The organism is Paenibacillus sp. FSL H3-0302 (assembly GCF_037982245.1).
Classification (GTDB): Bacteria; Bacillota; Bacilli; order Paenibacillales; family Paenibacillaceae; genus Paenibacillus_AQ; species Paenibacillus_AQ odorifer.
On record NZ_CP150284.1, the window covers coordinates 3,597,408 to 3,618,729 of the forward strand.

Annotated in this window: 16 protein-coding genes; all 16 read left to right on the forward strand. The window is 43.5% G+C overall.

Annotation, left to right across the window (positions count from 1 at the left end; genetic code table 11):
* The first annotated feature begins 204 nt into the window (after positions 1–204).
* The 16 genes from MHH50_RS15860 to MHH50_RS15935 all read left to right on the forward strand — a co-directional run bounded on the left by MHH50_RS15860 (position 205) and on the right by MHH50_RS15935 (position 21,322).
* Positions 205–1,146: a hypothetical protein gene (locus MHH50_RS15860; protein ID WP_076217652.1), complete on the forward strand. Its 942-nt coding sequence runs from the start codon at positions 205–207 to the stop codon at positions 1,144–1,146.
* A gap of 108 nt (positions 1,147–1,254) precedes the next feature.
* Positions 1,255–8,052: a stalk domain-containing protein gene (locus MHH50_RS15865; RefSeq protein WP_340033118.1), complete on the forward strand. Its 6,798-nt coding sequence runs from the start codon at positions 1,255–1,257 to the stop codon at positions 8,050–8,052.
* A gap of 207 nt (positions 8,053–8,259) precedes the next feature.
* Entirely contained in the window at positions 8,260–8,937 is a 678-nt protein-coding gene (locus tag MHH50_RS15870) for a response regulator transcription factor (RefSeq protein ID WP_076126558.1), read from the forward strand.
* Positions 8,934–9,941 (forward strand): HAMP domain-containing sensor histidine kinase, encoded by a 1,008-nt coding sequence (locus tag MHH50_RS15875; protein ID WP_076217650.1) that lies wholly within the window; start codon positions 8,934–8,936, stop codon positions 9,939–9,941. The genes MHH50_RS15870 and MHH50_RS15875 overlap by 4 nt, the downstream gene beginning before the upstream one ends.
* An 83-nt stretch (positions 9,942–10,024) precedes the next feature.
* A complete protein-coding gene (locus tag MHH50_RS15880) occupies positions 10,025–10,747 on the forward strand; it encodes an ATP-binding cassette domain-containing protein (RefSeq protein ID WP_256716027.1) in 723 nt (240 codons plus the stop codon).
* On the forward strand, positions 10,744–11,517 hold the full coding sequence (locus tag MHH50_RS15885; protein ID WP_076281787.1) for an ABC transporter permease: 774 nt from the start codon (positions 10,744–10,746) through the stop codon (positions 11,515–11,517). The genes MHH50_RS15880 and MHH50_RS15885 overlap by 4 nt, the downstream gene beginning before the upstream one ends.
* A complete protein-coding gene (locus tag MHH50_RS15890) occupies positions 11,514–12,272 on the forward strand; it encodes an ABC transporter permease (protein WP_076126564.1) in 759 nt (252 codons plus the stop codon). Before MHH50_RS15885 ends, MHH50_RS15890 begins: the two co-directional genes overlap by 4 nt.
* Positions 12,273–12,462: 190 nt before the next feature.
* Complete coding sequence (locus MHH50_RS15895) at positions 12,463–13,047, forward strand: TetR/AcrR family transcriptional regulator (RefSeq protein ID WP_248548656.1); 585 nt, start codon at positions 12,463–12,465, stop codon at positions 13,045–13,047.
* A 69-nt stretch (positions 13,048–13,116) separates the two neighbouring features.
* Positions 13,117–13,986, forward strand: coding sequence for an NAD(P)-dependent oxidoreductase (locus MHH50_RS15900; protein ID WP_076217647.1), 870 nt, complete (start codon positions 13,117–13,119; stop codon positions 13,984–13,986).
* A 63-nt stretch (positions 13,987–14,049) separates the two neighbouring features.
* Positions 14,050–15,102 carry an LLM class flavin-dependent oxidoreductase gene (locus tag MHH50_RS15905; protein WP_076281786.1) on the forward strand — a complete coding sequence of 351 codons (1,053 nt, stop codon included), beginning with the start codon at positions 14,050–14,052 and terminating at the stop codon, positions 15,100–15,102.
* 60 nt (positions 15,103–15,162) lie between these two features.
* The gene (locus MHH50_RS15910; protein WP_076281785.1) at positions 15,163–16,104 is read left to right on the forward strand and encodes an alpha/beta hydrolase; all 942 of its coding nucleotides are present in this window, start codon (positions 15,163–15,165) and stop codon (positions 16,102–16,104) included.
* A gap of 306 nt (positions 16,105–16,410) precedes the next feature.
* The gene (locus tag MHH50_RS15915) at positions 16,411–17,337 is read left to right on the forward strand and encodes an ADP-ribosylglycohydrolase family protein (protein ID WP_076281784.1); all 927 of its coding nucleotides are present in this window, start codon (positions 16,411–16,413) and stop codon (positions 17,335–17,337) included.
* 44 nt (positions 17,338–17,381) lie between these two features.
* A complete protein-coding gene (locus MHH50_RS15920; protein WP_340033119.1) occupies positions 17,382–19,031 on the forward strand; it encodes a DUF6138 family protein in 1,650 nt (549 codons plus the stop codon).
* Positions 19,028–19,237, forward strand: coding sequence for a hypothetical protein (locus MHH50_RS15925; protein WP_340033120.1), 210 nt, complete (start codon positions 19,028–19,030; stop codon positions 19,235–19,237). Before MHH50_RS15920 ends, MHH50_RS15925 begins: the two co-directional genes overlap by 4 nt.
* 397 nt (positions 19,238–19,634) lie before the next feature.
* Positions 19,635–20,315 carry a nicotinamide riboside transporter PnuC gene (gene pnuC, locus MHH50_RS15930; protein WP_076217644.1) on the forward strand — a complete coding sequence of 227 codons (681 nt, stop codon included), beginning with the start codon at positions 19,635–19,637 and terminating at the stop codon, positions 20,313–20,315.
* Entirely contained in the window at positions 20,312–21,322 is a 1,011-nt protein-coding gene (locus tag MHH50_RS15935; protein ID WP_340033121.1) for an AAA family ATPase, read from the forward strand. Before pnuC ends, MHH50_RS15935 begins: the two co-directional genes overlap by 4 nt.

Genomic DNA, 21,322 nt, shown 5'->3' on the forward strand with positions numbered 1-21,322 from the left:
GCAGGGCGTTTTCAACCAAACGTGGTAATTTGAACATGTCAAATTTGTTCTAATTCAGTCTAAATAAGCGCTTATATTAGGGTGTGGCTAAACTTACAATAATGTCTAACCATTTAAATTTGGGAACTTCTCCTGCAATGGCGAAGAATTTCACTGTCATGGCTTTCATGCAAAGCTAGGTTGAATATTGGAGAGGAGGCTGTCATGGGGATTACAAGACGAAAACCAACAGTGATTATCTTGTTTACCGCTCTGATTGTTCTTGCTTTACTCATGTTGGGCTTAACTAACAAAAAGGTGGAACTGCCTGAAAATTGGATATTTACAGTAGATGGATACGCCGTAACAGAGGAAGAATTTCAATCTTTTGTCAAAGAGCAGAGAGCTATAACGGTAGACTATTTCTTCAGAACTTATGGGGCCCAAGTAGATGAGGGCTTCTGGACACATCAATACGGCAAAAATCATGAAACCCCCTCTGAATACGCCAAAAATTCTGCGATGACAGCATTGCTAATGTCCAAGCAGGAGCAATTTATTGCAGACAAGCGAGGAATCGCCCCTTACCAAAGCTTTGATGAGCTTAAATCCGACATGCAAGAAGAAAATGTTAAGCGAGCTAAGATGGATGATTCAGGAGAGACTTACTATGGGTTGCCTCAGTTTGATTTATATCAATACATGCAATATTTAAGTGGCGCCCGTTGGCCGGATTTGATAGAAACCCAGGTAAAGAAAACGAAAATGAGCGACGCCCAGTTACAAGTTGAGTATGCATCAAAAAGTGCGGATTATATTCGTGTAGCTGATAAATTAACGGCTGCGTTAGCGACAGCGGGACAAGTCAAAGAAGAGAAAGTGCTAAATCGTTTAGATATATCCAAAGAAGATACCGAGTCTCTTAAGTTCTGGGAGTCTTTAGCTGCTGCTTCTGTAGGTGAGACAGTAATCGGTAAATATATGGGTGAGGATGTCGTTGCTACATTAACCACAAAACCGGAAATCACCAAGCTTAAACTGGAAGAAGTGAAAGATTCCATTCTATACGGATCGGCGGAGTCTGACTTGCGCGCGTTAATTGCAAATACGAATGAATTGAAGATCGTGTATAACGGTAATCGATTCAGTGAGTTTGTAGTGAACTAGAATAGTTAGTTTTTAAGTTTATAAAAATCTATGTCTATTGAGACTTCCATAGATACAGATTTTTTATAAAGTATAAATTTATTAATTTCAAAGGGAGGAAATTTTGGAATGATACGATGGAAATGGATGCAAAAAGCTTTGTCGATAGTTACAGCTACAACGTTGGCATTCCCTGCTCTGTTCGGCTTGGCACCTTCATCCGAAGTGTCAGCTGCGGGAGGGAGCGAATCTTTTGACTCCGTTGTACTAGAATTGACACAAGCGGCAGGTCAAACAGGTAGGGTAAATCTTACGTATAAAGGTTCACCTTTAAGCAGTCTGGTTAAAGGACCGGTTATTGACGAGGTAAGTTATGATTCCAGCAATTCGCAACTTTTAACTGTTAATAATCAGGGGAACATTACGTTATCTAACGGTTATACATTTGCGTCGCCAGATGCTCCGGGCGTCCCGGTGACAATCACGGCCAGGGCGGGTTATTACCCTGACTCAGAAGTGTTATTCATGGAGGACTTCGAGAACAACAATGGTCCGATGACATCTATGAGCAAATTAGGCTCGTCATTCACGCTGTCCGATGCACAGTCCCGTTCTGGATTGAAAGCGATTACACCTTCGGATGATACGAATAATGAAAAGGTAGCTCAAGATGTGGCATTGCCGGCTGGCAGCAATTATAAGATGACGGCATGGTATTTTGACCCGTATCCTAATGAGGAGAAGACTGCGACGGATAGAACGCAATTTGCTATTGTAGATGGCAAAAATGCCACCTTTGCCGGGACATTCTATCAAAGTTCAGAGGCAGATGTTATTCATAACCCAACGAAATATACTTGGGCTTATGCACCATCATCAGCGGGTACAGCAGGCAACCGTTGGAAAGATAGCGGGGCTTTACGTTCCACAGGCTGGCATAAATTCGAGTGGCTTATTACACCAAATGGTGCGACGTTACAAATAGACGGAACATTAATATCCGATTCAGCGCAAAGTGATATTTACAGAGCTATGAAGAGCGGTACAACCATTCAGCCTAAAATAGCGGGAGGATGGAATAGCCAGACAGGGAACAAAGCTTATATTAAAAATAAACATCTAATCGACGATTTTTATGTTGTAATAGATGTGGCTACAACAACAGGAACCAGAACATTAACAGTGAATTTGGTACCTCCCGGCGGATTGCCAAATTTAGAAATAAGCACTCAGCCAACAGCGGCAGAAGTGAAACAAGGTGAGACAGCAACATTTAGCATTACGGCATCAGCCGCTGCTACTGCTTATCAATGGTATGTATCTGATGACGAGACTGGCTTGAGCGGGACAAAAGTCAGCGGAGCTGACAAGGCAGTATTAACACTTTCCAATGTGGACGCAGCTTCACAACAAGGCAATTTTTATTATTGCGAGGTTTCCTCGGCAGAGGGAGTTGTGGTGAAATCCCATGCTGTACCGTTGTTGATAACCACCAATACGCAGGTGAATGCACCAATTAATCCAACGCTTGACTCGGACACGGGTATTTATAGTGGTGCTTCCAATTACGGCGATACTCTAGTAACACTGTTCAAAGACGGTGGACCTGTGGGTTATTATTTATCGAAAAATGGGGGACCCGACCAGCCTAACAATCATGAAAGGCATCATGTTCTGCCCTATGCAAGGGCACTCGGAGTGGGCAACTACACTGTTACAGCTATTGTCATAAATAATGCGGGAGATATCAGTGAAGAAGTTGCAGCATCCGGAATATTAAAGATCGAGAAATTGCCTACACCGGCAAATGCCAGATGGAACGGCACATACGCTACATGGGATCGCGTCGCTAACGCATCTGCCTATTCGGTTCAACTCTTCAGTAATGGAGTGGTTAATGGAAGCCCGATTGCAGCAACAAGCAATGATACGGCTTTGTCTCCGACTTTAAATGATACATTTAAAGTAAAGGCAAACGGCAACGCAACGTCACGATTCTTGGACTCTGATGAATCAGGGGAGAGTGCACAATATTCAGCGAACATTGCGCTAATTCGCCAGAACGATACATTACGGGCAGGAGATAGAACGCGGTTAATGGTTGACACAGCTGATGTGTTCGTTGCTGATAACATCAGCTTCAGTCCGGCGGATCAAGACAAGGATAAGATTGAAGTTGATGATGCCGGATTCGTGACGGTTAAGAAAGGTTATATTCCGACAGGGAACGAAGAAGTTACTGTACATGTGAGCGTTGATTACTTCAATAAGGCTGACACTAAGTTTTACGATGGATTTGAAGGGGAGAAGAAATTTTCAAATGGTGCGAACGGATATGTTCACAGCGATGTGATGTCCCGTACCGGAGGAAAGGCCGCGACATCAAGCGGCGCCGGTCAGGTGGCGACTGTTCCAGGTACCTATAATTATGCCCCTGCAACCGGTAAGACAACAATCGTTACTGCTTGGTACTATGATGATGGCAGAGCGGCTTCCAATGACCACGCTGTCTTTGGCTTAACCCCATCGTCCAATGAACATATCGCAATAAATTATGGCAATGGAGATGGTGACTGGGCGGCAAATCTGACCAATTACGCAGTCAGGCCTGGTTCATCCGGGAGATTCTATCCTGTAGATGTCCAGCGAAGCGAAGGCTGGCATAAATTCCAATGGTTCGTTACATCAACAGGAACAACCTATAAAATCGATGGACAAGACATTCAAAGGCAAACAACAGCTGGCGGAAATTTTGATACTCCAGTTAAGAACAATATTTCCAAGATCGACACATTGCAGCTTGCTACGAACTGGGGCAACAAGCCTGGAACGGTTAAGGATATACAGAACAGGCATTTTATCGATGACGTATATGTTATCGATAGTGGAATAGCAGCCCAAACCGGAACAGCTTCTATTACGCTAAAGCTCTTGCCTAAAGAGTATAGTCACTTGGAAGACAGCACATATGTTATTGGTCTGGATGACTATAATATCACCGTAAATCCTGATTTAGCAGATCTAGCTGGCGTGGAGATCGGCGCTGTAACACTGCAGCGGGATGTGGATTATACGGTAAGCGGTAATGTATTGAAAATTAACAAAGAATCATTCGCAAGAAATAATATCGTGCCGGGAAAATATACCATTAGACTGGATCTGAATCCTGCCGAAATCACATTCGAGTTGAACATTGTCCCCCTTGAAGTCCGTGATTATTATCTCTCCAATAACGGTGACGATCATGCAGATGGACGCACACCAGCTACGGCATGGAAATCAATCTCCATGATTAATGAATATGTATTTATGCCAGGTTCAACTATTTATCTGGATGCGAATAGCGTATGGAACGAACAAATCAGACTGCGCGGCAATGGTGAGGAAGGAAATCCGATTACACTTACAAAATATAATACGACCGACCCTAACCAACGCCCGGTAATTAATGGTGGAGGAACAGCGTCGAGCCCATCAGGCATTTCCTTAAACGGTACCATAGAGTTATATGACGTAAACTATTGGGTAGTCAGTGGAATTGAAGTAACGAACATCGGCAATGCGGCAGGTGACGGCCGCTCCGGTATCGCTGTAATGTCACGGATTTCCAAGCTGGGACAAGGTCAGTTTAATATTCAAGATTATGCTGATGCTCGTATGCAAGGAATCGTCATTCGAGATAACTATGTTCATGATGTTAATGGGCTGCACCAAGCAAATGGAGCAAGTAAGGTATCCGGCGGTATCATTATTAATGGTTATGTGGATATATTGGTTGAAGGCAACAAAACCCTTCGTTGTGATAACGAAGGTATTCGCAATAATGCCTACGGGCCAAGCAATCCTGGGACTAATAACACAGGCATTACTTGGAGTAATTCTAGCTATCCTTGGGCATCCAACGCTGTGTTTAGAAACAACTGGGTTTCTAGTTCGGTTGGAGATGGCATTGTCATGTCCGGCGGGAACAACTCCCTTGTGGAACGAAATGTGGTCACAGACAACGGTTATAGCTATTTAAGCGATAAGAGCGGCAATCTGGTTACGAACTGGGGGCCAAATAATACAACACCAACATATCTAGGTTCGCAAAACTATGCGGCTGCGTGGATTATGGCAAGTAAAGGCACCATCTTCCGCTATAATGAAGCTGTGGATAACCCTTATCATGCAAGTAATGACGGTATGGCTTGGGACATTGACAACTATTGTCAGGACAATGTGTATGAATACAATTACAGCCGAAATAACTATGGTGGTTGGTACTTACAGATGAATGCTGCCAAGGGCAATATCGTTCGCTATAATATTAGCGTGAACGACGGCCGCAGCCCCGATTTTAACAAGAGCTTTAACAGTCTAATATTGCTTGCAGGAGGTTCTTCAACGAGCGAGGAATTAAGTGGCTTATACTATAACAATGTCATCGTCACACCATTGAAGAATAGCAGTTCGTTAGTATTTGACCCGACAGCCTCCAACTTGCACATTTATTTCCAAAATAATATATTTGCCTACACTGGGGCAAACAACCAGGTTGGTCTGAAAGGCGGGGGAACATCAGCTCCATTTGCAGCCGGACGGTTTACGAACAACATTGTGTATCCGGCTAATCTTTTTGGCAGCATGAACGCAGGTGGAGGCGGATATCTAGGTGCAGGCGTAACAGCAACAGACAACCGCTATGTAACGGAAGAGGAACTGAATTCTATATTAAAAGATTATAAATCTGCACCTGAACATTGGATTACCAACAGAGGGACAGTGGATGCCAAGCTTGATTACGATGCGATGAACGGGTTCCGTCTTGCGGATGGTAATAACCTGGCCTATGGTGCAGGTGCCGAGATTGTAAGCCCATATGTGGATCGGGCGAATGCTCTGCCTCATATGACGGAGACAAAAGACTTCTTCGGCAATTCACTTAGCGGTAGAACGCCTTCCATCGGCGCGCACAACCCTTATGCGGTAACTTTTGATTCCAATGGGGGCAGCGAAGTTGCGGTGAAGTTCGCTGACATGGGCGGTACAATTACCGAGCCAACAGCGCCGACAAAAGATAAAACTGTTTTCGGCGGTTGGTATCAAGATAAAGGATTAAACGATGCTTGGAATTTCGATGCTGATCCTGTTACAAGGGATATTGAATTATATGCGAAATGGGCTGAAGACGCAGGTACGGCACCAACGATAATGACGAATTCGCTTGCGGATGGCAAGGTAGGACAACCTTATTCGGCAGTTCTTACCACTGATGGCGATAAGCCGATCAAATGGGCCGTTGTAGAGGGGCAATTACCATCAGGATTGAGCTTGGATGAAGATGTTGGTGTTATCTCTGGTACACCGGATCAATGGGGTCAATTTAAGTTCAAAGTTCAAGCAAACAATGACGTTGGCAGTGACACAAAACGGTTCAATATAGTGATCACTGAAGATGCCTCAGTTGATACAGCTCCGGAGATTATCACTAAGAATTTACCAAATGGCAAAGTTGGACAACCGTATACAGTAACACTAGCGGTATATGGCAGTGAACCGATTTCTTGGAAGGTCCAGGGAGGAGATTTGCCAGTAGATTTGAACCTAGATGAAGCAACAGGCGTTATCTCGGGTACGCCTCTAGAAGCGGGATATTACGAATTCACTGTTGCAGCAACGAATGATTTTGGTAGAGATGAGCGAGAATTGAGCATCGAGATTAAAGAAGATAAGCCAGTGGATACAGCTCCGGAGATTATCACTAAGAATCTGCTAAGCGGCAACGTTGGACAACCGTATACGGTAACATTAGCGGTTTACGGCGACAAACCGATTACCTGGAAAGTGAGTGATAATTATTTACCTGCTGGGCTGAATTTAGAAGGAGCTACGGGTATTATTTCAGGCGTGCCTACTGAAGCGGGAACTTACAAATTCAATATTACGGCTTCCAATCATGCTGGCATGGATACGATAGAGTTAACTATTGTAATTACTGCAAATGACAGTGGTGGCAATAATGGCAATAACAATGGCGGCAATTCAAATGGCCACAGCAGTACGCCGACTCCTTCGCCAGAGTCATCAGTAGCGGAGCGTATTGATGCTACAATCAAAGAGCAGCTGAAGAAGGGTAATTCCATTGCATTGACGATGTCAGCCGGAAAAGATGAGCTTGAGATTCAAAGCGATACGATCGGTGCGATTATTAATGCCGACAAACCGCTAATCGTTACGAATAACACCGTATCTGTTAAATTGTCCGCTGAATTGTTGAAGCAATTGAATACAGGAAAGCGGATGAAGGTTGTCATTAAACCTGTAGATGAAAGAGGCGGAGCTATAGGGCGGGGATATGAATTAAAGATCTTCGTGGATGGCCGGGAAGTAACGGATTATACAGGGCTTATACCCGTAACCTTCGATCTGTCAAAAGAGAAGCTGTCGACAAACGATCTTAACATGTTATGCGGTGTTATGCTTCAATTGAACGGTAACATGGAGCGTTTAGGCGGCAACTATGAGCGTGAGACAAGTAAATTTACTTTCACGGCAAAAGGACTAGGTTATCTCTTCGTTACAGCCAAGCCTGAACCTGTGAAATTGGAATTCACTTTAGGAAAGACAGGATATAAATTAAACGGAATCGAAATGAGTATGGACGTTGCTTCAACGGTAGTTAAAGGCAGAACGTTAGTCCCACTGCGCTTCGTTGCCGAGAGCTTAGGAGCAAACGTAAGCTGGGATAACGTTACGAAAACCGTAATGATTACTTTGAAAGGTCAGACTTTGTCGATTAAGATCGGTGAACTTGCACCAGGGATGGATGTAGCAGCTGAACTTGTAAACGGTCGTACTATGCTCCCATTACGTTTCATTACTGAGTATTTTGGTGCAAATATATTCTTCGATAATACTTCGAAATCCATTAGTATCATGAAGTAGTATTTCCTAAAATTAGCAGCTACGCTCGAAACCCTCTAACATGCACTGCCATGTTAGAGGGTTTTCTAGTGTGCGCCCGGCATAGACGATAACTTGGCGGTGAAAGTCCTCTATTAACGAACAATAAAATTGTCTTAACTGGAAACAATTCTTTAGATTGTGTTAATCTGTCTAATAGTGAACTCGGTTTAGAAAGAGGGAAGTTACTTGAAAAGAAACGTGTTATATATTGAAGATAATGAGAAGATAGGCAGTTGGGTAAAGGAAGAATTGGAACAACGAGGATTTTCAGTACAGTGGCTGCTTTCTGGTGAAGGAGCTGAAAAAGAAGTAAATCAGCATGAAATCGTTATTTTGGATATCATGTTACCCGGTTTAGACGGATTTACTGTGGGGAAACGATTAAAAAAGGCAGCTCCTGCTGTTCCTATTTTGCTGTTAACTGCTCGAACATCGATAGATGATAAGGTAGAAGGGTTACAATTTGCTGATGACTATTTAACGAAACCATTCCATACGGATGAACTAATTGCTAGATTAGAAGTATTAATCCGTCGAAAGGGCGGAACACATTCCGAACGCATTTCATTAGGGAATTATATTGAAGTTGATCCAGACATCCAAATGGTATTTGACAAACACACAGGAGAAGAAATTATATTGACAGGGAAACAACATCATATTTTGATGTACTTCTTACGCCACCCTAATCAAGTTTTACCAAAAGAACAAATCTATGAAGCCATCTGGGAAGAAGCTTATATCACAGGTGATAAAACATTAATGGTACATATTCATCGACTGCGTCAAAAGCTGGAACGCCATCCAGACTCCCCAGAGATTATTGAAACATTGAAGGGAATAGGCTATCGGGTGAAACTATGAAACAGACTAAATCATTATTTCGTCGTTTTCTAAAAGGACATTTTCTATTTATCTTTTTACCTCCGATCGTACTTATTTTCTTATCTGCGTTCATTGCGTCTCCTTTTAATGAAGAAGAGCTGAATAAGTTAAATTATTTTTACATTGTACTTCTTGTGTTTGGTTTTATTATTGTCGCATTTGTGGTAATCTCTTGGATTTTCTTCTTGAGACTTCGTAAACGTCTCACCTGCTTACAGGAAGTCATGTCATTTTCAGCTAATCATAACTCATTTCCTAAACCAATAGCTGTTCAAAGTGATCGTATGGATGAAATAGACCAGTTAGGAAGTTCTTTTAATTGGATGATTCAACAGCTTGAAGACAGTCGCAAGCGAGAACATGAAGAGGAATTGTTACGACATCGACTCATCGCGAATTTATCTCACGACTTACGAACGCCGCTTACCATTTTGAGAGGACATGTCACCCGATTAAATAAAGAATCAATGAGTCTAGAAGGACAAAACTCATTATCAGAGATGAACCATACGATTACTAGAGTCGGAGATCTAATGGATGATTTACTTTCCTATACATTGCTTACATCAGGAAAACATCCTTTTGAGCCCACTTCAACAGATATTGGACGTTTAGTAAGAGCATCTGTTGCTGCGTGGTATCCTGTATTTGAAGAAAAAGAAATCCGGATCGAGGTTGATTTACCGACAGAGAAGACTTTTTATTGGGAAGCAGATCCTAAATGGATGACACGTGTTCTGGATAATTTATTTCAGAATATTCTTCGCCATGCAGCAGAGGGGAAATATGTAAACATTGTGGTTGATGTAGAAAAAGAACAGATCATTGTTGCAGACAGAGGTCCGGGGATGGATAACTCTTCCTATGAGCGTGGGGCGGGGATAGGTTTATCGACTTCAAATTATATGTTGAATAAAATGAAGCTTAAAGCTGACTTTACATCAAATGAAAACGGCACAACAGTGGCTATTGGTAGAGCTTAACCTAAAGTTAAACCAGAAGTAAACAGCAGGATAACCGAGATGTAACTTTGCTTCTTTATAATTAGAACCATAACAGAAAGGAAGTGTTATGGTTGCTTACAATTAATAACTTAGTCAAACATCGCGGAACTGGGAAAATCTTATCAGGTATCAGTTTTAAAGCTAGACCTGGCAGAGTAACTGGTTTTCTAGGTCCAAATGGAGCAGGTAAAAGCTCTACACTTCGCATCCTGCTTGGATTAGATCGTGCTACCTCAGGGAGTGCACTAATCAATGGAAAGCCATTCGCAGAATTACAGAATCCTGTATCCACAGTAGGTGCCGCACTTGATGGATTTGGAGCTCATCGTATGCGAACAGGACGGGCACACTTGCGTTGGATTGCTCGTGCCGCAGGATTGTCTAACTCACGTGTCGAGGAAGTTCTGGAAATAGTAGGTCTTACTAATGCAGCCGGAAAAAGAGTTGGGAGGTATTCTCTTGGTATGGGGAGGAGACTTGGAATAGCAGCTGCGCTACTCGGTGATCCAAAAGTATTGATTTTAGATGAACCCGTAAATGGGCTCGACCCAGAAGGAATTCGGTGGATTCGGACATTTTTACGTGAACGTGCTGAGTCTGGAAATACGGTGTTGTTATCCAGTCATCTAATGGGAGAGCTTGCAGAGACGGTTGATGATGTGGTGATTATTAAGCATGGAACTATCGTTGCAGATGGAACATTGGAAGAAGTAATAGGTAACTATTCCACGCTGGAGGAAGCCTTTTTTGCCCTGACATCTGAAAATGCGGGTGAAGTTGTATGAGAGCATTCAACGCGGAACTCTCTAAATTGTTCTCTTTACCGGGTATTTGGCTTGCTTTTCTCATTGGAGCGTTTGCCCCAGCGCTTATTTCTGCCTTGGACAGCCTAGCACAAAAAGAGGAGATTATAGCTGGAGTTAGCACGCGGCTATCGGAAGTTGGCTATATCGGGTTAGCTCTTGGTGTGCAAGGCGTTATTATTCTTGGTGTGCTTGCTGTCAGCAGTGAGTATTTGACAGAGAGCAGTGAATCTGGTGGAGGACAACAGATTACAACGAGTTTAACTGTTGTTTCATCCCGAATTCATTTTTTATTGGCAAAAGCAGGTGCTGTGACTGTGATCAGCATACTGCTTTGTATTGTTGCTATTATGACAACTGTGTCTGCAACGCATCTTATTCTTGGTGAATATGCCCCTGCATTTGAATGGTCCAGACTTATCGGTGCCATTTGTTACTGGACATTCACTGCTCTTTTAGCACTTGGAATTACTTTTCTAACTAAGAATGGCATCCTCCCGCTTGCTGTGCTCATAATAAATTCATCCGTTGTATCATTTAGTGTCCTGTTGTATAGGGTTACAAAGTTGGCGTTTTACTTACCAGATAGGGCTGGCGCTGAAATGTTTATGTTTACGGACAACACGTCCACAGGCAGTTTATTCGACAGGTTTCACACCCCCTTCACAGGCGGTTTAGTCATGTTTGCCTGGGTAGTCGTTGTTTTCATTATTGCAGCTATTGTATTCCATAGGAGGGACGTTGCAGCATGAGTGTCTCATCTAGTAGAAAGATAACACAAATCCTGGGTGCTGAACTGGATAAATTAGTTACATTACCATTGATAGGGCTCACTCTTTTGGTTACATTCATTCTTAATTTAGGTTTAGCCGCTGCTTTTACTTCTGTTGATCTACAAGGGGCAGCAGGAACGCAAAATATACTGAATACAGGACTTTCTTCTATGGGATATCTTCAAGCAGGATTCATTATTCTTGGTATCTTAGCTACTTGTTCAGAGTATACAGGGGGACAGATTCGAACTACTTTAACTACGATACCTTGGCGAGGGTTTCAATTATCCACGAAGTATTTGGCCTTGACCATTATAACCATTCCTGCGGCGTCTTTTACTACTGCATCAGGTGTACTATATACCTTTATCATGATGAAAGACACAGCAGTAGTGATTGAAATAGACGAAATGATAAAATCATTAGCAGGTGCAACAGGCTATCTAACTTTAACCACACTTCTCAGTGCAGCTATAGGTGCTTTATTAAGACGAACTACGCCTGCTTTAGTGGTACTGCTTGGCTATTACTTCATTGTCAGTCCATTGTCGAAAGATTTTCTACACAATACTAAATATTTTTTTCCAGATACAGCAGGATATTATATGTATATGCCGCCTTCCTCCGATGAAATAAATGTCCTTACACCAATGGAAGGGACAGGTATTTCCCTGTTATGGACACTGATCTTTATTACAGCAGCTATTATATTTTACCGTAAACGAGATGCCTAATTCTGAGCTAGCTGATTTGATCATTAAACTAGAATAATATGAAACAAACATTGATGTTTGGATAAAAGATGTTTATGAGCAATTCAATGACTAAGTATTTGCTCTTAAGAACGGACACCAATATGAGTGTCCGTTTATTTTATAAATCTGGACTGATCAGTTCAGATATGTTATATTTCAATGACGGGAGGTGTTACTTATCGCTAGGACAAAAGAATTTAACAAAGATCAAGCGCTGCATCAAGCTATGCTGTTGTTTTGGAAAAAAGGATACGAAGCGGCTAGCATACCGGATTTACTAGAGGTGATGGGCATTAGCCGATCCAGCCTTTACGATACGTTTTCCGACAAGCAAACCTTGTATACAGATGCCCTTGAGCATTATAAAAAGGGGAATTTCAATAAGCAGGCTATTCTTGAACATGCATCTAGTGTTAGAGATGGAATTCTTCAATTTTTTGAGTATCATATTGCTTCAGCATACGATACCAGCCTGCCGGGCGGGTGTTTTGTTACGAATGTAGCTACAACATTGGAGTCGCCAGATGAAAAAATTAATGAGTTGATAAAGACTAGTTTTTTGGAATTAGAGCAAGCTTTTTGTGACCTTTTAGTAAAGGGCCAGCAACGGGGAGAAATTGATAAAACGACTGATATCAAGGCGTTGTCTTATTTATTGTTGAATTTACATCAAAGCATTAATATTATGGCCAAAGCAGATCAGAATCCGGAACGTGCAAAAGAGATGATTAGCTTTGTAATAGCAGGAATCTAATTTTTTTTAATTATTCCGGAACGATCATTCCGTTATTGAGAAACCCATCAAAATAAGGAGAGGTGTCTAATGAAAGTATCGTTTATTGGGCTTGGAAATATGGGGCTCCCAATGGCCCAAAATCTATTGAAAGCGGGTTATGAATTAGTCATCTTTAATCGGACCCCTGAAAAAGTTGAACCCTTAATGAAACAGGGAGCACGATATGCCAAAACACCGCTAGAGGCAGTGAAAGAAAGCAATCTTGTAATTACCATGCTTTCTGATGATGCTGCTTTGAAGGAGGTCGTCGAGGGACCAGATGGTGTTCTGAATGGATTGTCGGAAAATGGAATTCACATCTCTGCCAGTACAATCAGCGTAGATCTGGCTCGAAAATTATCCGTCTCGCATGCGGAGCGAAAGCAACACTTTGTGTCTGCCACGGTGATGGGGCGCCCAGATGCCGCTAAAGAAGCTAAATTGCGTATTATTTTAGCTGGTCCGGAACAAGCAAGACAACGGGTACTTCCCGTTTTAACAGTATTGGGTCAAGAGATAGTAGAGATTGGGGATCACGGCGAAGAAGGGAACGTTGTGAAAATTGGCGTTAACTTTCTAATTGCTTCAATGCTGGAAGCTTTGTCGGAAGTGCAGCTAATGGTAGAAAAGCACGGTATTGATTCGTCCCGATTTATGAATGTCGTGAATGCTCTTTTTCAATCTCCAATATATCAGAACTATGGAGCGATCATGAGCGAACAACGCTTTGAACCGGCCGGTTTTAAAATGAAGCTTGGGTTAAAAGATGTTGCATTGGCTATTGAGGCAGCGAAGTCCGTTCAAACTCCTCTACCTTTAGGTCAGCTTATCCACCATCACTTGTCTGAAGGAATTGCCAATGGTTATGGTGAGTTGGATTGGACGGCTTTAATCCGTTGTCTTGAGCATTCTTCTTAAAAAATTGGGTTGCACCGATGATGTCGGGCGAATTGCAAGAGAAAATATAAGGAGAGATTAACTATGGAAATAGGTGTTACTTCGTTCATAGAAACAAAGCCTGATACTGAGACCGGAGTTGTGATGAGTCACGCACAGCGATTACGAGAAGTCGTCGAAGAAATCGTCCTTGCGGATCAGGTAGGACTTGATGTGTTTGGCATAGGTGAGCATCATCGTGAAGATTATGCAGCTTCATCACCAGCAGTGGTGTTGTCTGCTGCAGCCCCCCTAACAAAGCGGATTCGATTGACGAGTGCTGTGACGGTCCTTTCATCAGCTGATCCTGTCCGTGTGTTTCAGGATTTTGCCACGCTTGACGGCTTATCCAATGGACGTGCCGAGATTATAGCGGGCCGGGGTTCCTTTGTTGAATCCTTTCCGCTTTTTGGGTATGACTTGCATGACTATGAGGATTTATTTAATGAAAACATCGAGCTGCTTCTGAAAATACGGGAATCTGAGAAAGTTACATGGAGTGGAGGACATCGATCAGCGATAAATAATCTGGGTGTATACCCGCGCCCTGTTCAGCACTCTTTACCCGTATGGATTGGTAGCGGCGGTACCCAGGAGTCTGCCGTGCGTGCAGGACTTCTGGGCCTGCCATTAGTCCTGGCTATTATCGGTGGAAACCCAACCAATTTTGCACCGCTTGTACAACTGTATAAAAAGGCGGCAGCTCATGCCGGACATGATGCATCACGGCTTCAGGTAGGTTCACATTCCATCGGATTTGTTGCAGAAGATACGGAACAGGCAGCAGAACTCTTTTTTCCGTCAACCCAGTACGGTATGAATAAGCTCGGCAAAGAACGGGGGTGGGCGTACTACGATCGTTCCAGCTATGATGCTGCCCGACGCTTTGATGGTGCGTTGTATGTAGGGGATCCGGAAACAGTCGCCCAAAAAATAATCCATCTGCGTAAGCATGTAGGGATTACACGATTCATGATGTATGTTCCCTTAAGTACGATGCCGCATGAGTTGGTTATGCGGGCTATAGAACTGCTCGGTACAAAAGTTGCGCCGCGAGTACGAGAGGAAATTGCCAAGTGGGAAGCTCAAATGGGATAAGGATTATCTATGAATAAGACGTAAACGAACGAATTCATTATTTTATTTGGAGGGATTATTATGAGTGTTGAACCACGTATACTACCAGAATTAAGAGAGGTTTATTCACAATTTCCTGGGTTTGAATTGGAGAAGAATTTAGAGTGGAGCAGGAGCTTAGTGTCAGCTGCATCCGTGGAAGGATCAGAGCATGTAAACACAACCAGGCGCAAAATCCCGAGGGATGGAGGCGAGATGCTGGTGAAAATTTATGAGCCTGCCGGGCGAACGAATGACTTGTTACCTGCCATGCTATGGATTCACGGGGGAGGATACGTGTTAGGACATCCGGATATGGACGACGAATTATGCGAACGTTTTGTTCAGACAGCTGAATGTATAGTCGTATCGGTTGATTATAGGCTTGCTCCCGAGCACCCTTATCCGGCGGCGATCGAAGATTGTTATGCTGGATTGGTATGGATGACGGAGGAGGCAGCCTTGCTTGGCATTGATGTGGATCGGGTTGCAATTGCCGGTGCTAGCGGTGGCGGCGGACTGACAGCAGCACTCGCGCTGATGGCGCGTGATAAAGGAGGACCGTCTCTTATTTTCCAAATGCCATTATACCCGATGCTTGACAACCGTAACATCACACCGTCCAGTCATGAGATTACGGAAGCAGGCGCAATCTGGAACCGAACAGACAACATAGCAGCTTGGAACATGTACCTGGGCGAGGAGAGCGATGTCAGAGGAGAATCTACTTATGCAGTACCCTCGAGAGCGGAGAACTTGGCAGGTTTGCCGCCAGCCTATACTTGTATAGGTCAGCTCGATCTATTCCGAGACGAGACAATGGAGTATGTGGCACGACTTGCACAAGCAGGTGTAGATGTTGAATTCCACCTGTATCCCGGTTGTTTCCACCTTTTCGAAATTTTCGCTCCAGAAACAGAAGTGAGTCAGCGCGCTATTCAGGGCTATATGGATGCGATGGCCCGGGCACTTCATCCTAGCTAATTATAGGGACTAAAATAAACTGCGAATACGCAGAAAAAGTTGAATGGTTATTTAAGTAGAGACACGTAATTATTCGGGAAAGATTCATAAAAAAGATGAGGTTGTTGATTTTAAAAACAGCCTCATCTTTTGTTATATATTATTGATTTCAAAAAAGGCTTAGATTACTATCGTATTGTTCATTGGAAGCTTATTTCTTCAATTTTTATTTACATGATGCAAAACAGTTTAAATATTGATAGGGTAGGCTTATATATTTGTAGACAGCTTGATCCAAATTATATCTAGTGATAAGGAGAATACAACATGTGGGATAAGATTAAGGGTGGGCTTTACGGCTTATTGATTGGAGATGCTCTTGGTGTCCCCTATGAATTCAGATCAGCGGAGCAGCTCCCACCTCTGGAGCAGATTGAGTTTACTCCTCCTGTGGGCTTTCAGCCCACCTACCGAGATGTTCCTGCCGGCACCTGGTCGGATGATGGTGCGCAGGCACTATGTCTGCTGGAGAGTCTGATCGATAAAGGTACACTGGAGCTAACTGATTTTGCTGACAAATTGGTCGACTGGTATCATGAAGGTAGATGGGCAGTAGCCCAACAAGTTTTTGATGTTGGAATACAAACCAGTCGTACGTTGTCTACTTATTACCAAGGAATGTCCCCTTACGAGAGTGGCAATACAGTTCCTGATGGGAAAGGGAATGGGGCGCTAATGCGCGTGCTACCACTTGCCTTGTGGCACAAAGGAACAGATAAACAACTCGTTCAGGATGCACATACTCAATGCCTTGTAACTCATGCACATATCTGTAATCAGGTATGTTGTGCCTTCTATGTGTTAATTGCACGTGAACTGTTGCAAGAGCAAGACTTCAATCTGTGCTACCGAACTGCTCTTAGCAAGCTTCGAACGATCTACCAGCAGATGCCTGAGCATGAACGGGAGCTCGAAGACAACATTCATCCAGATAAAGTATTCTATGGCGAAGGATCTGGTTATGTTGTGGATTCCTTGTTCAGTGCGTGTATGATCCTCCAAACCTGCACTTCCTACGAAGATGCCGTCAAACGAGCAGTTGCCTTAGGCAACGACACGGATACAACAGCCTGTATCACAGGTGGTCTTGCCGGAATCCGATATGGGTATGAGCATATCCCTCAGCGCTGGATCAACCAGCTGCGAGAGACAGATCTGGTTGATCAACTGCTGCTCCGTCTTCAATCTGCATGAGGAGTACTAGGTTCTATTAGCACTAACTATGAGGAGGAATGGGAATGAACGCAGCAGTACAGAGGTTTTTAGACGATGTGTGGAGCGAGATGATAACCATATACAACAAAGAGACTATAAGAATAAATGAATTCATAGGAAATCGTCCGCTCCAGGCAGGGATAAAGGATTATCTTCAGGTAGCTTGGCGTGACGGAAAAATACATATTGAAGTTGAAGAACCGTTCGATTGGACGGACAGCTCTTATGAAATCGAAGCAGGTCCTTATATCGGCGAACTCACGGATGAATTAATTAGATCTGAACTTTACCCGGCATTATGCAAGAGAGTGGAGGAGCTTTTTTTATCAGAGAAGTTAGGTCCTCGTTTTTTTGATTACCGATTCCAGATCGTACTTTCCTTTGAAATGGAGGACGAAGACTTAACACTTTGCGTGCATCTGGTTAACGAAGAGAAGCTGAACGAACTCCGCAAATCATTACAGAAGTTTATAACATCCAAAATCATGTCTGATCTTCCCGTATTGCCGAGTGTTGATGACCAGTTTTTCTTTTCTCATCACTTGATGAACCCTGATCTTATAAAGCAAGAAGAAAATGCGGTTGGCCCATTAATTGAGCATTTATCCGACAAGCTCAGAAGTAATAGGCGACGCTTAGACGAATGGACTGGCCAGTATACTTTGGCTATGGATAATTGGATTCAAAATATTTTTCTTCCATGCTATTTTGTGCGTACAGGCAGCTTTAGAATGGATTGGATACCTAAAGAGGATATGGCGCTTATGGAACCGAATGCAGATCAACTTTCCTTTTTTGTATATGCCGCTCTGCAAATTGGAAAAACGAAACCGGACATCCGGGAACAATATTTGAAACTAGCTGTCCAGCTTGGTTCAAAACACGCAGCGGAGTATATCCTGGGGGGAAGCGGGAAATTCACTCCAGTATATAAAGGGACCCGTGTTGAAGTTGATAATAATGATGTAACACAGAGCATTGAAGTCCGGATTTTGAACGAGGAGGAAGCAGCTTATGGAGAAGCATTGGATCACATTACCCAATTGCTGCAGCAGGGATTCCCGAAGGAATATCACCTGAAGCTGAAAAGCAAACTAAGGAACTATCTTCCTCTAAAAAAAATGGCTAAATCAGGTCTTCATCAGTTTTTTGCTGGTGCACTAGCCTATCCATCTCTTTTTCCTAAGCTGGCTGCGTATGCGGATATCGCTATGGAGCCCTATGCGTGGTACAAGGACACGGAACCGGGTGAAAAGTCGGTCATGCCTGGTACCTATGCTGTACTCGGATTAGGATTATATAGCAAGGAATATTTCTCACTCGTCTCTCGTTATATGGAGATGGTAGATTCGGAGCACCAAATGATACAGCATAGTTATGCGGAGACCTTTATTGATACGCACGGTGTGGAGGCTGAGCTTATGCCAGTTCTAGTCGACATTCTGCTAGCAGGAAATGAGGAAGCAAGATCTGTCAAAAACTTCGTGATCGATCGGGTCGAGCTTGCAGAAGCGCTGCTTCAAGAGCTGTCGCCTAAAGAAATATATGAACGGGAGCAGGTTCTATACCGGATATTCGGAAGCCGTGCAAAGCTGGAAAAATCCGTGAAGTCAGAGCAGACGGAGCTTGAGCTTAGAGTTATTCTATCGGAGCTACTGACTCTTATAAGTTGATTACGATATATAAAAATGGAATTCCCTATTGGTTCGGGCAGGAAGATGATGATGTTTTTATTGTGGCTTCAGTGGAGCCAAGTGGTTTATCATTTTATGCACAGATGAGTAATAGTGATTGGAGTTCTTGGATAGAGAGAGTTAAATTGGGGGCGACAAAAGTATTAGGATTTGATGTTGGTGAACCCGAAGACGGGTTTAAGTAATGAAGTACACAATTTAATTGTGGGGATGATTTCGTGTTTACTGAAATGGTAACTCAGTATTTACCTGTTCTCTTAGAAAAAGAGGGTGATTATTTATTGGAGTAGAAAGACGGAATAGTAAACCTTAAAAAACAGTCCACCTATTGGTACGTTAGTTGAACAAGATTAGAGGAAATCCCTTTTAATAGGGGTTTCTTTTTATTTTTACAAATTTAAAGTTAGTTCTGTTGAGAAGCCTTAAATAAGTACCTGCCTGTGGAAATAGGAAGAATTTGCTTGCCCTTCGCAGAATTTTCTGTTATTTTTGATAGTAATAATATGTTATTATCAAAACGATACTAAGTACAACTAATTTTTTCCGCTCTATGAATGAGTGGAAAAAGCGGAGGGATGCAAGATGAAAAAGGTGGCGGCTAACTGGAATCTGTTCGAAATTACGTGGTTGATACTATTTACCTCAATCGCTGTCGGGTTTACAGTGATTACAAAGGACTCTTTATTCGGATTCACGGTATTTATTACTGGGGTGTTATGCGTGGTGCTTGCAGCGAAGGGCAACCTGATGAGCTATGTTTTCGGCATGTACAATACCATCGGTTATGCTTATTTGGCCTATATTAACGGTTTGTTTGGAGAGGTTATGCTGAATCTGCTATTCTTTGTTCCAATGAATGTCATTGGCTTCTACATGTGGAAAAATAATCGCCAAAAAGACGGTAGACTGACCATGCGGCAGATGGATCTTAGAAGACTGCTCCTCGTTGGGATGGTCTGTGTAATCGGCTGTTTAGTGCTCGGATTTGGGCTTTCGTTCATTCCGGGACAGAATTCGCCTTACATTGATGCCACTACAACGGTGCTGTCTGTTGTGGCGACCTTCTTAATGGTTAGAAGATTCAAGGAACAATGGCTGGTCTATATCGTGCTAAATCTCTTTACGGTGCTGCTGTGGGCGATTCGCATGCTGGAGGGCAGCGGGGAAGGCCTGCTGATGATCGTGATGTGGAGCGCGTATCTGGTCAACGCAGTTTACGGGTACTATATTTGGAATAAAGGGGCGAAGGAGGTGGCGGCATGAACACGCTTGGACTAACACTGGGGAAGTTTGCCCCGCTGCATAAAGGCCATCAGTTCATGATTGAAACGGCGCTACAAGAGGTCGATGAATTGATCCTAGTCATTTACGAAACGACAGTCACTCCGATCCCGCTTCATGTCCGGGCAAATTGGATTCGCAGGCTCTATCCGGAAGTCCGGGTAATCGAAGCTTGGGATGGTCCGGATGGGTATTCGGATGACAGGGAACATGAGGTTCGGGAAGAACAGTATATACTCGGTTTGCTGAACGGAGAGCAAGTAACGCATTTTTACTCGAGCGAATTCTACGGCAAACATATGAGTCTCGCTTTGGGTGCAATAGACCGGCGGGTGGATGAAGCCCGAGAGCGGGTCCCGATCTCAGCGACGATGGTCCGTTCCAATCCATATCAGTACAGGGAGTTCGTAAGTGATCTCGTGTACCGGGATTTGATCACGAAATTGGTATTCGTTGGAGCGATGTCAACGGGTAAGTCGACGATCACCGAAGCACTGGCACAGCGATATTGCACAACGTTCGCAAGCGAATACGGACGCGATTATTGGACCGAACATCAGGTGGACCGCCGAATCAGCTTGGAAGCGTTCGATGAAATCGCGGTGGGTCATATCGAGCGCGAAGAACAGGCAATGCTTGCGGCGAACCGGGTTCTGTTCGTCGATACCAATGCGATCACGACGTATATGTTCGCCCTAGATTACCACGGCCGGGCCCCCGAGCTGTTAACCCGGATCGCTCTGGAGAACGCGCAACGTTATGATCTGTTCTTCTTATGCGCTGACGATATTCCTTACGACGATACGTGGGACCGCAGCGGGGATCAGAAGCGGCATGTCTTTCATAAACAGATTATCGCGGATTTGAAGGAGCGGCGGATCCCCTATATTACGCTGCGGGGGAGCCTGGAGGAACGTATACGCAAGGTAGATGAAGTGTTGGCAAAGTTCGAGCCCTACGGGAACTATTTCGGAGAGCTGAACGGTTAA

Coding starts and splice junctions, on each gene's coding strand:
- MHH50_RS15860 (WP_076217652.1), top strand. CDS start 205: ATGGGGATTACAAGACGAAAACCAACAGTGATTATCTTGTTTACCGCT.
- MHH50_RS15865 (WP_340033118.1), top strand. CDS start 1,255: ATGATACGATGGAAATGGATGCAAAAAGCTTTGTCGATAGTTACAGCT.
- MHH50_RS15875 (WP_076217650.1), top strand. CDS start 8,934: ATGAAACAGACTAAATCATTATTTCGTCGTTTTCTAAAAGGACATTTT.
- MHH50_RS15885 (WP_076281787.1), top strand. CDS start 10,744: ATGAGAGCATTCAACGCGGAACTCTCTAAATTGTTCTCTTTACCGGGT.
- MHH50_RS15890 (WP_076126564.1), top strand. CDS start 11,514: ATGAGTGTCTCATCTAGTAGAAAGATAACACAAATCCTGGGTGCTGAA.
- MHH50_RS15900 (WP_076217647.1), top strand. CDS start 13,117: ATGAAAGTATCGTTTATTGGGCTTGGAAATATGGGGCTCCCAATGGCC.
- MHH50_RS15905 (WP_076281786.1), top strand. CDS start 14,050: ATGGAAATAGGTGTTACTTCGTTCATAGAAACAAAGCCTGATACTGAG.
- MHH50_RS15910 (WP_076281785.1), top strand. CDS start 15,163: ATGAGTGTTGAACCACGTATACTACCAGAATTAAGAGAGGTTTATTCA.
- MHH50_RS15915 (WP_076281784.1), top strand. CDS start 16,411: ATGTGGGATAAGATTAAGGGTGGGCTTTACGGCTTATTGATTGGAGAT.
- MHH50_RS15920 (WP_340033119.1), top strand. CDS start 17,382: ATGAACGCAGCAGTACAGAGGTTTTTAGACGATGTGTGGAGCGAGATG.
- pnuC (WP_076217644.1), top strand. CDS start 19,635: ATGAAAAAGGTGGCGGCTAACTGGAATCTGTTCGAAATTACGTGGTTG.
- MHH50_RS15935 (WP_340033121.1), top strand. CDS start 20,312: ATGAACACGCTTGGACTAACACTGGGGAAGTTTGCCCCGCTGCATAAA.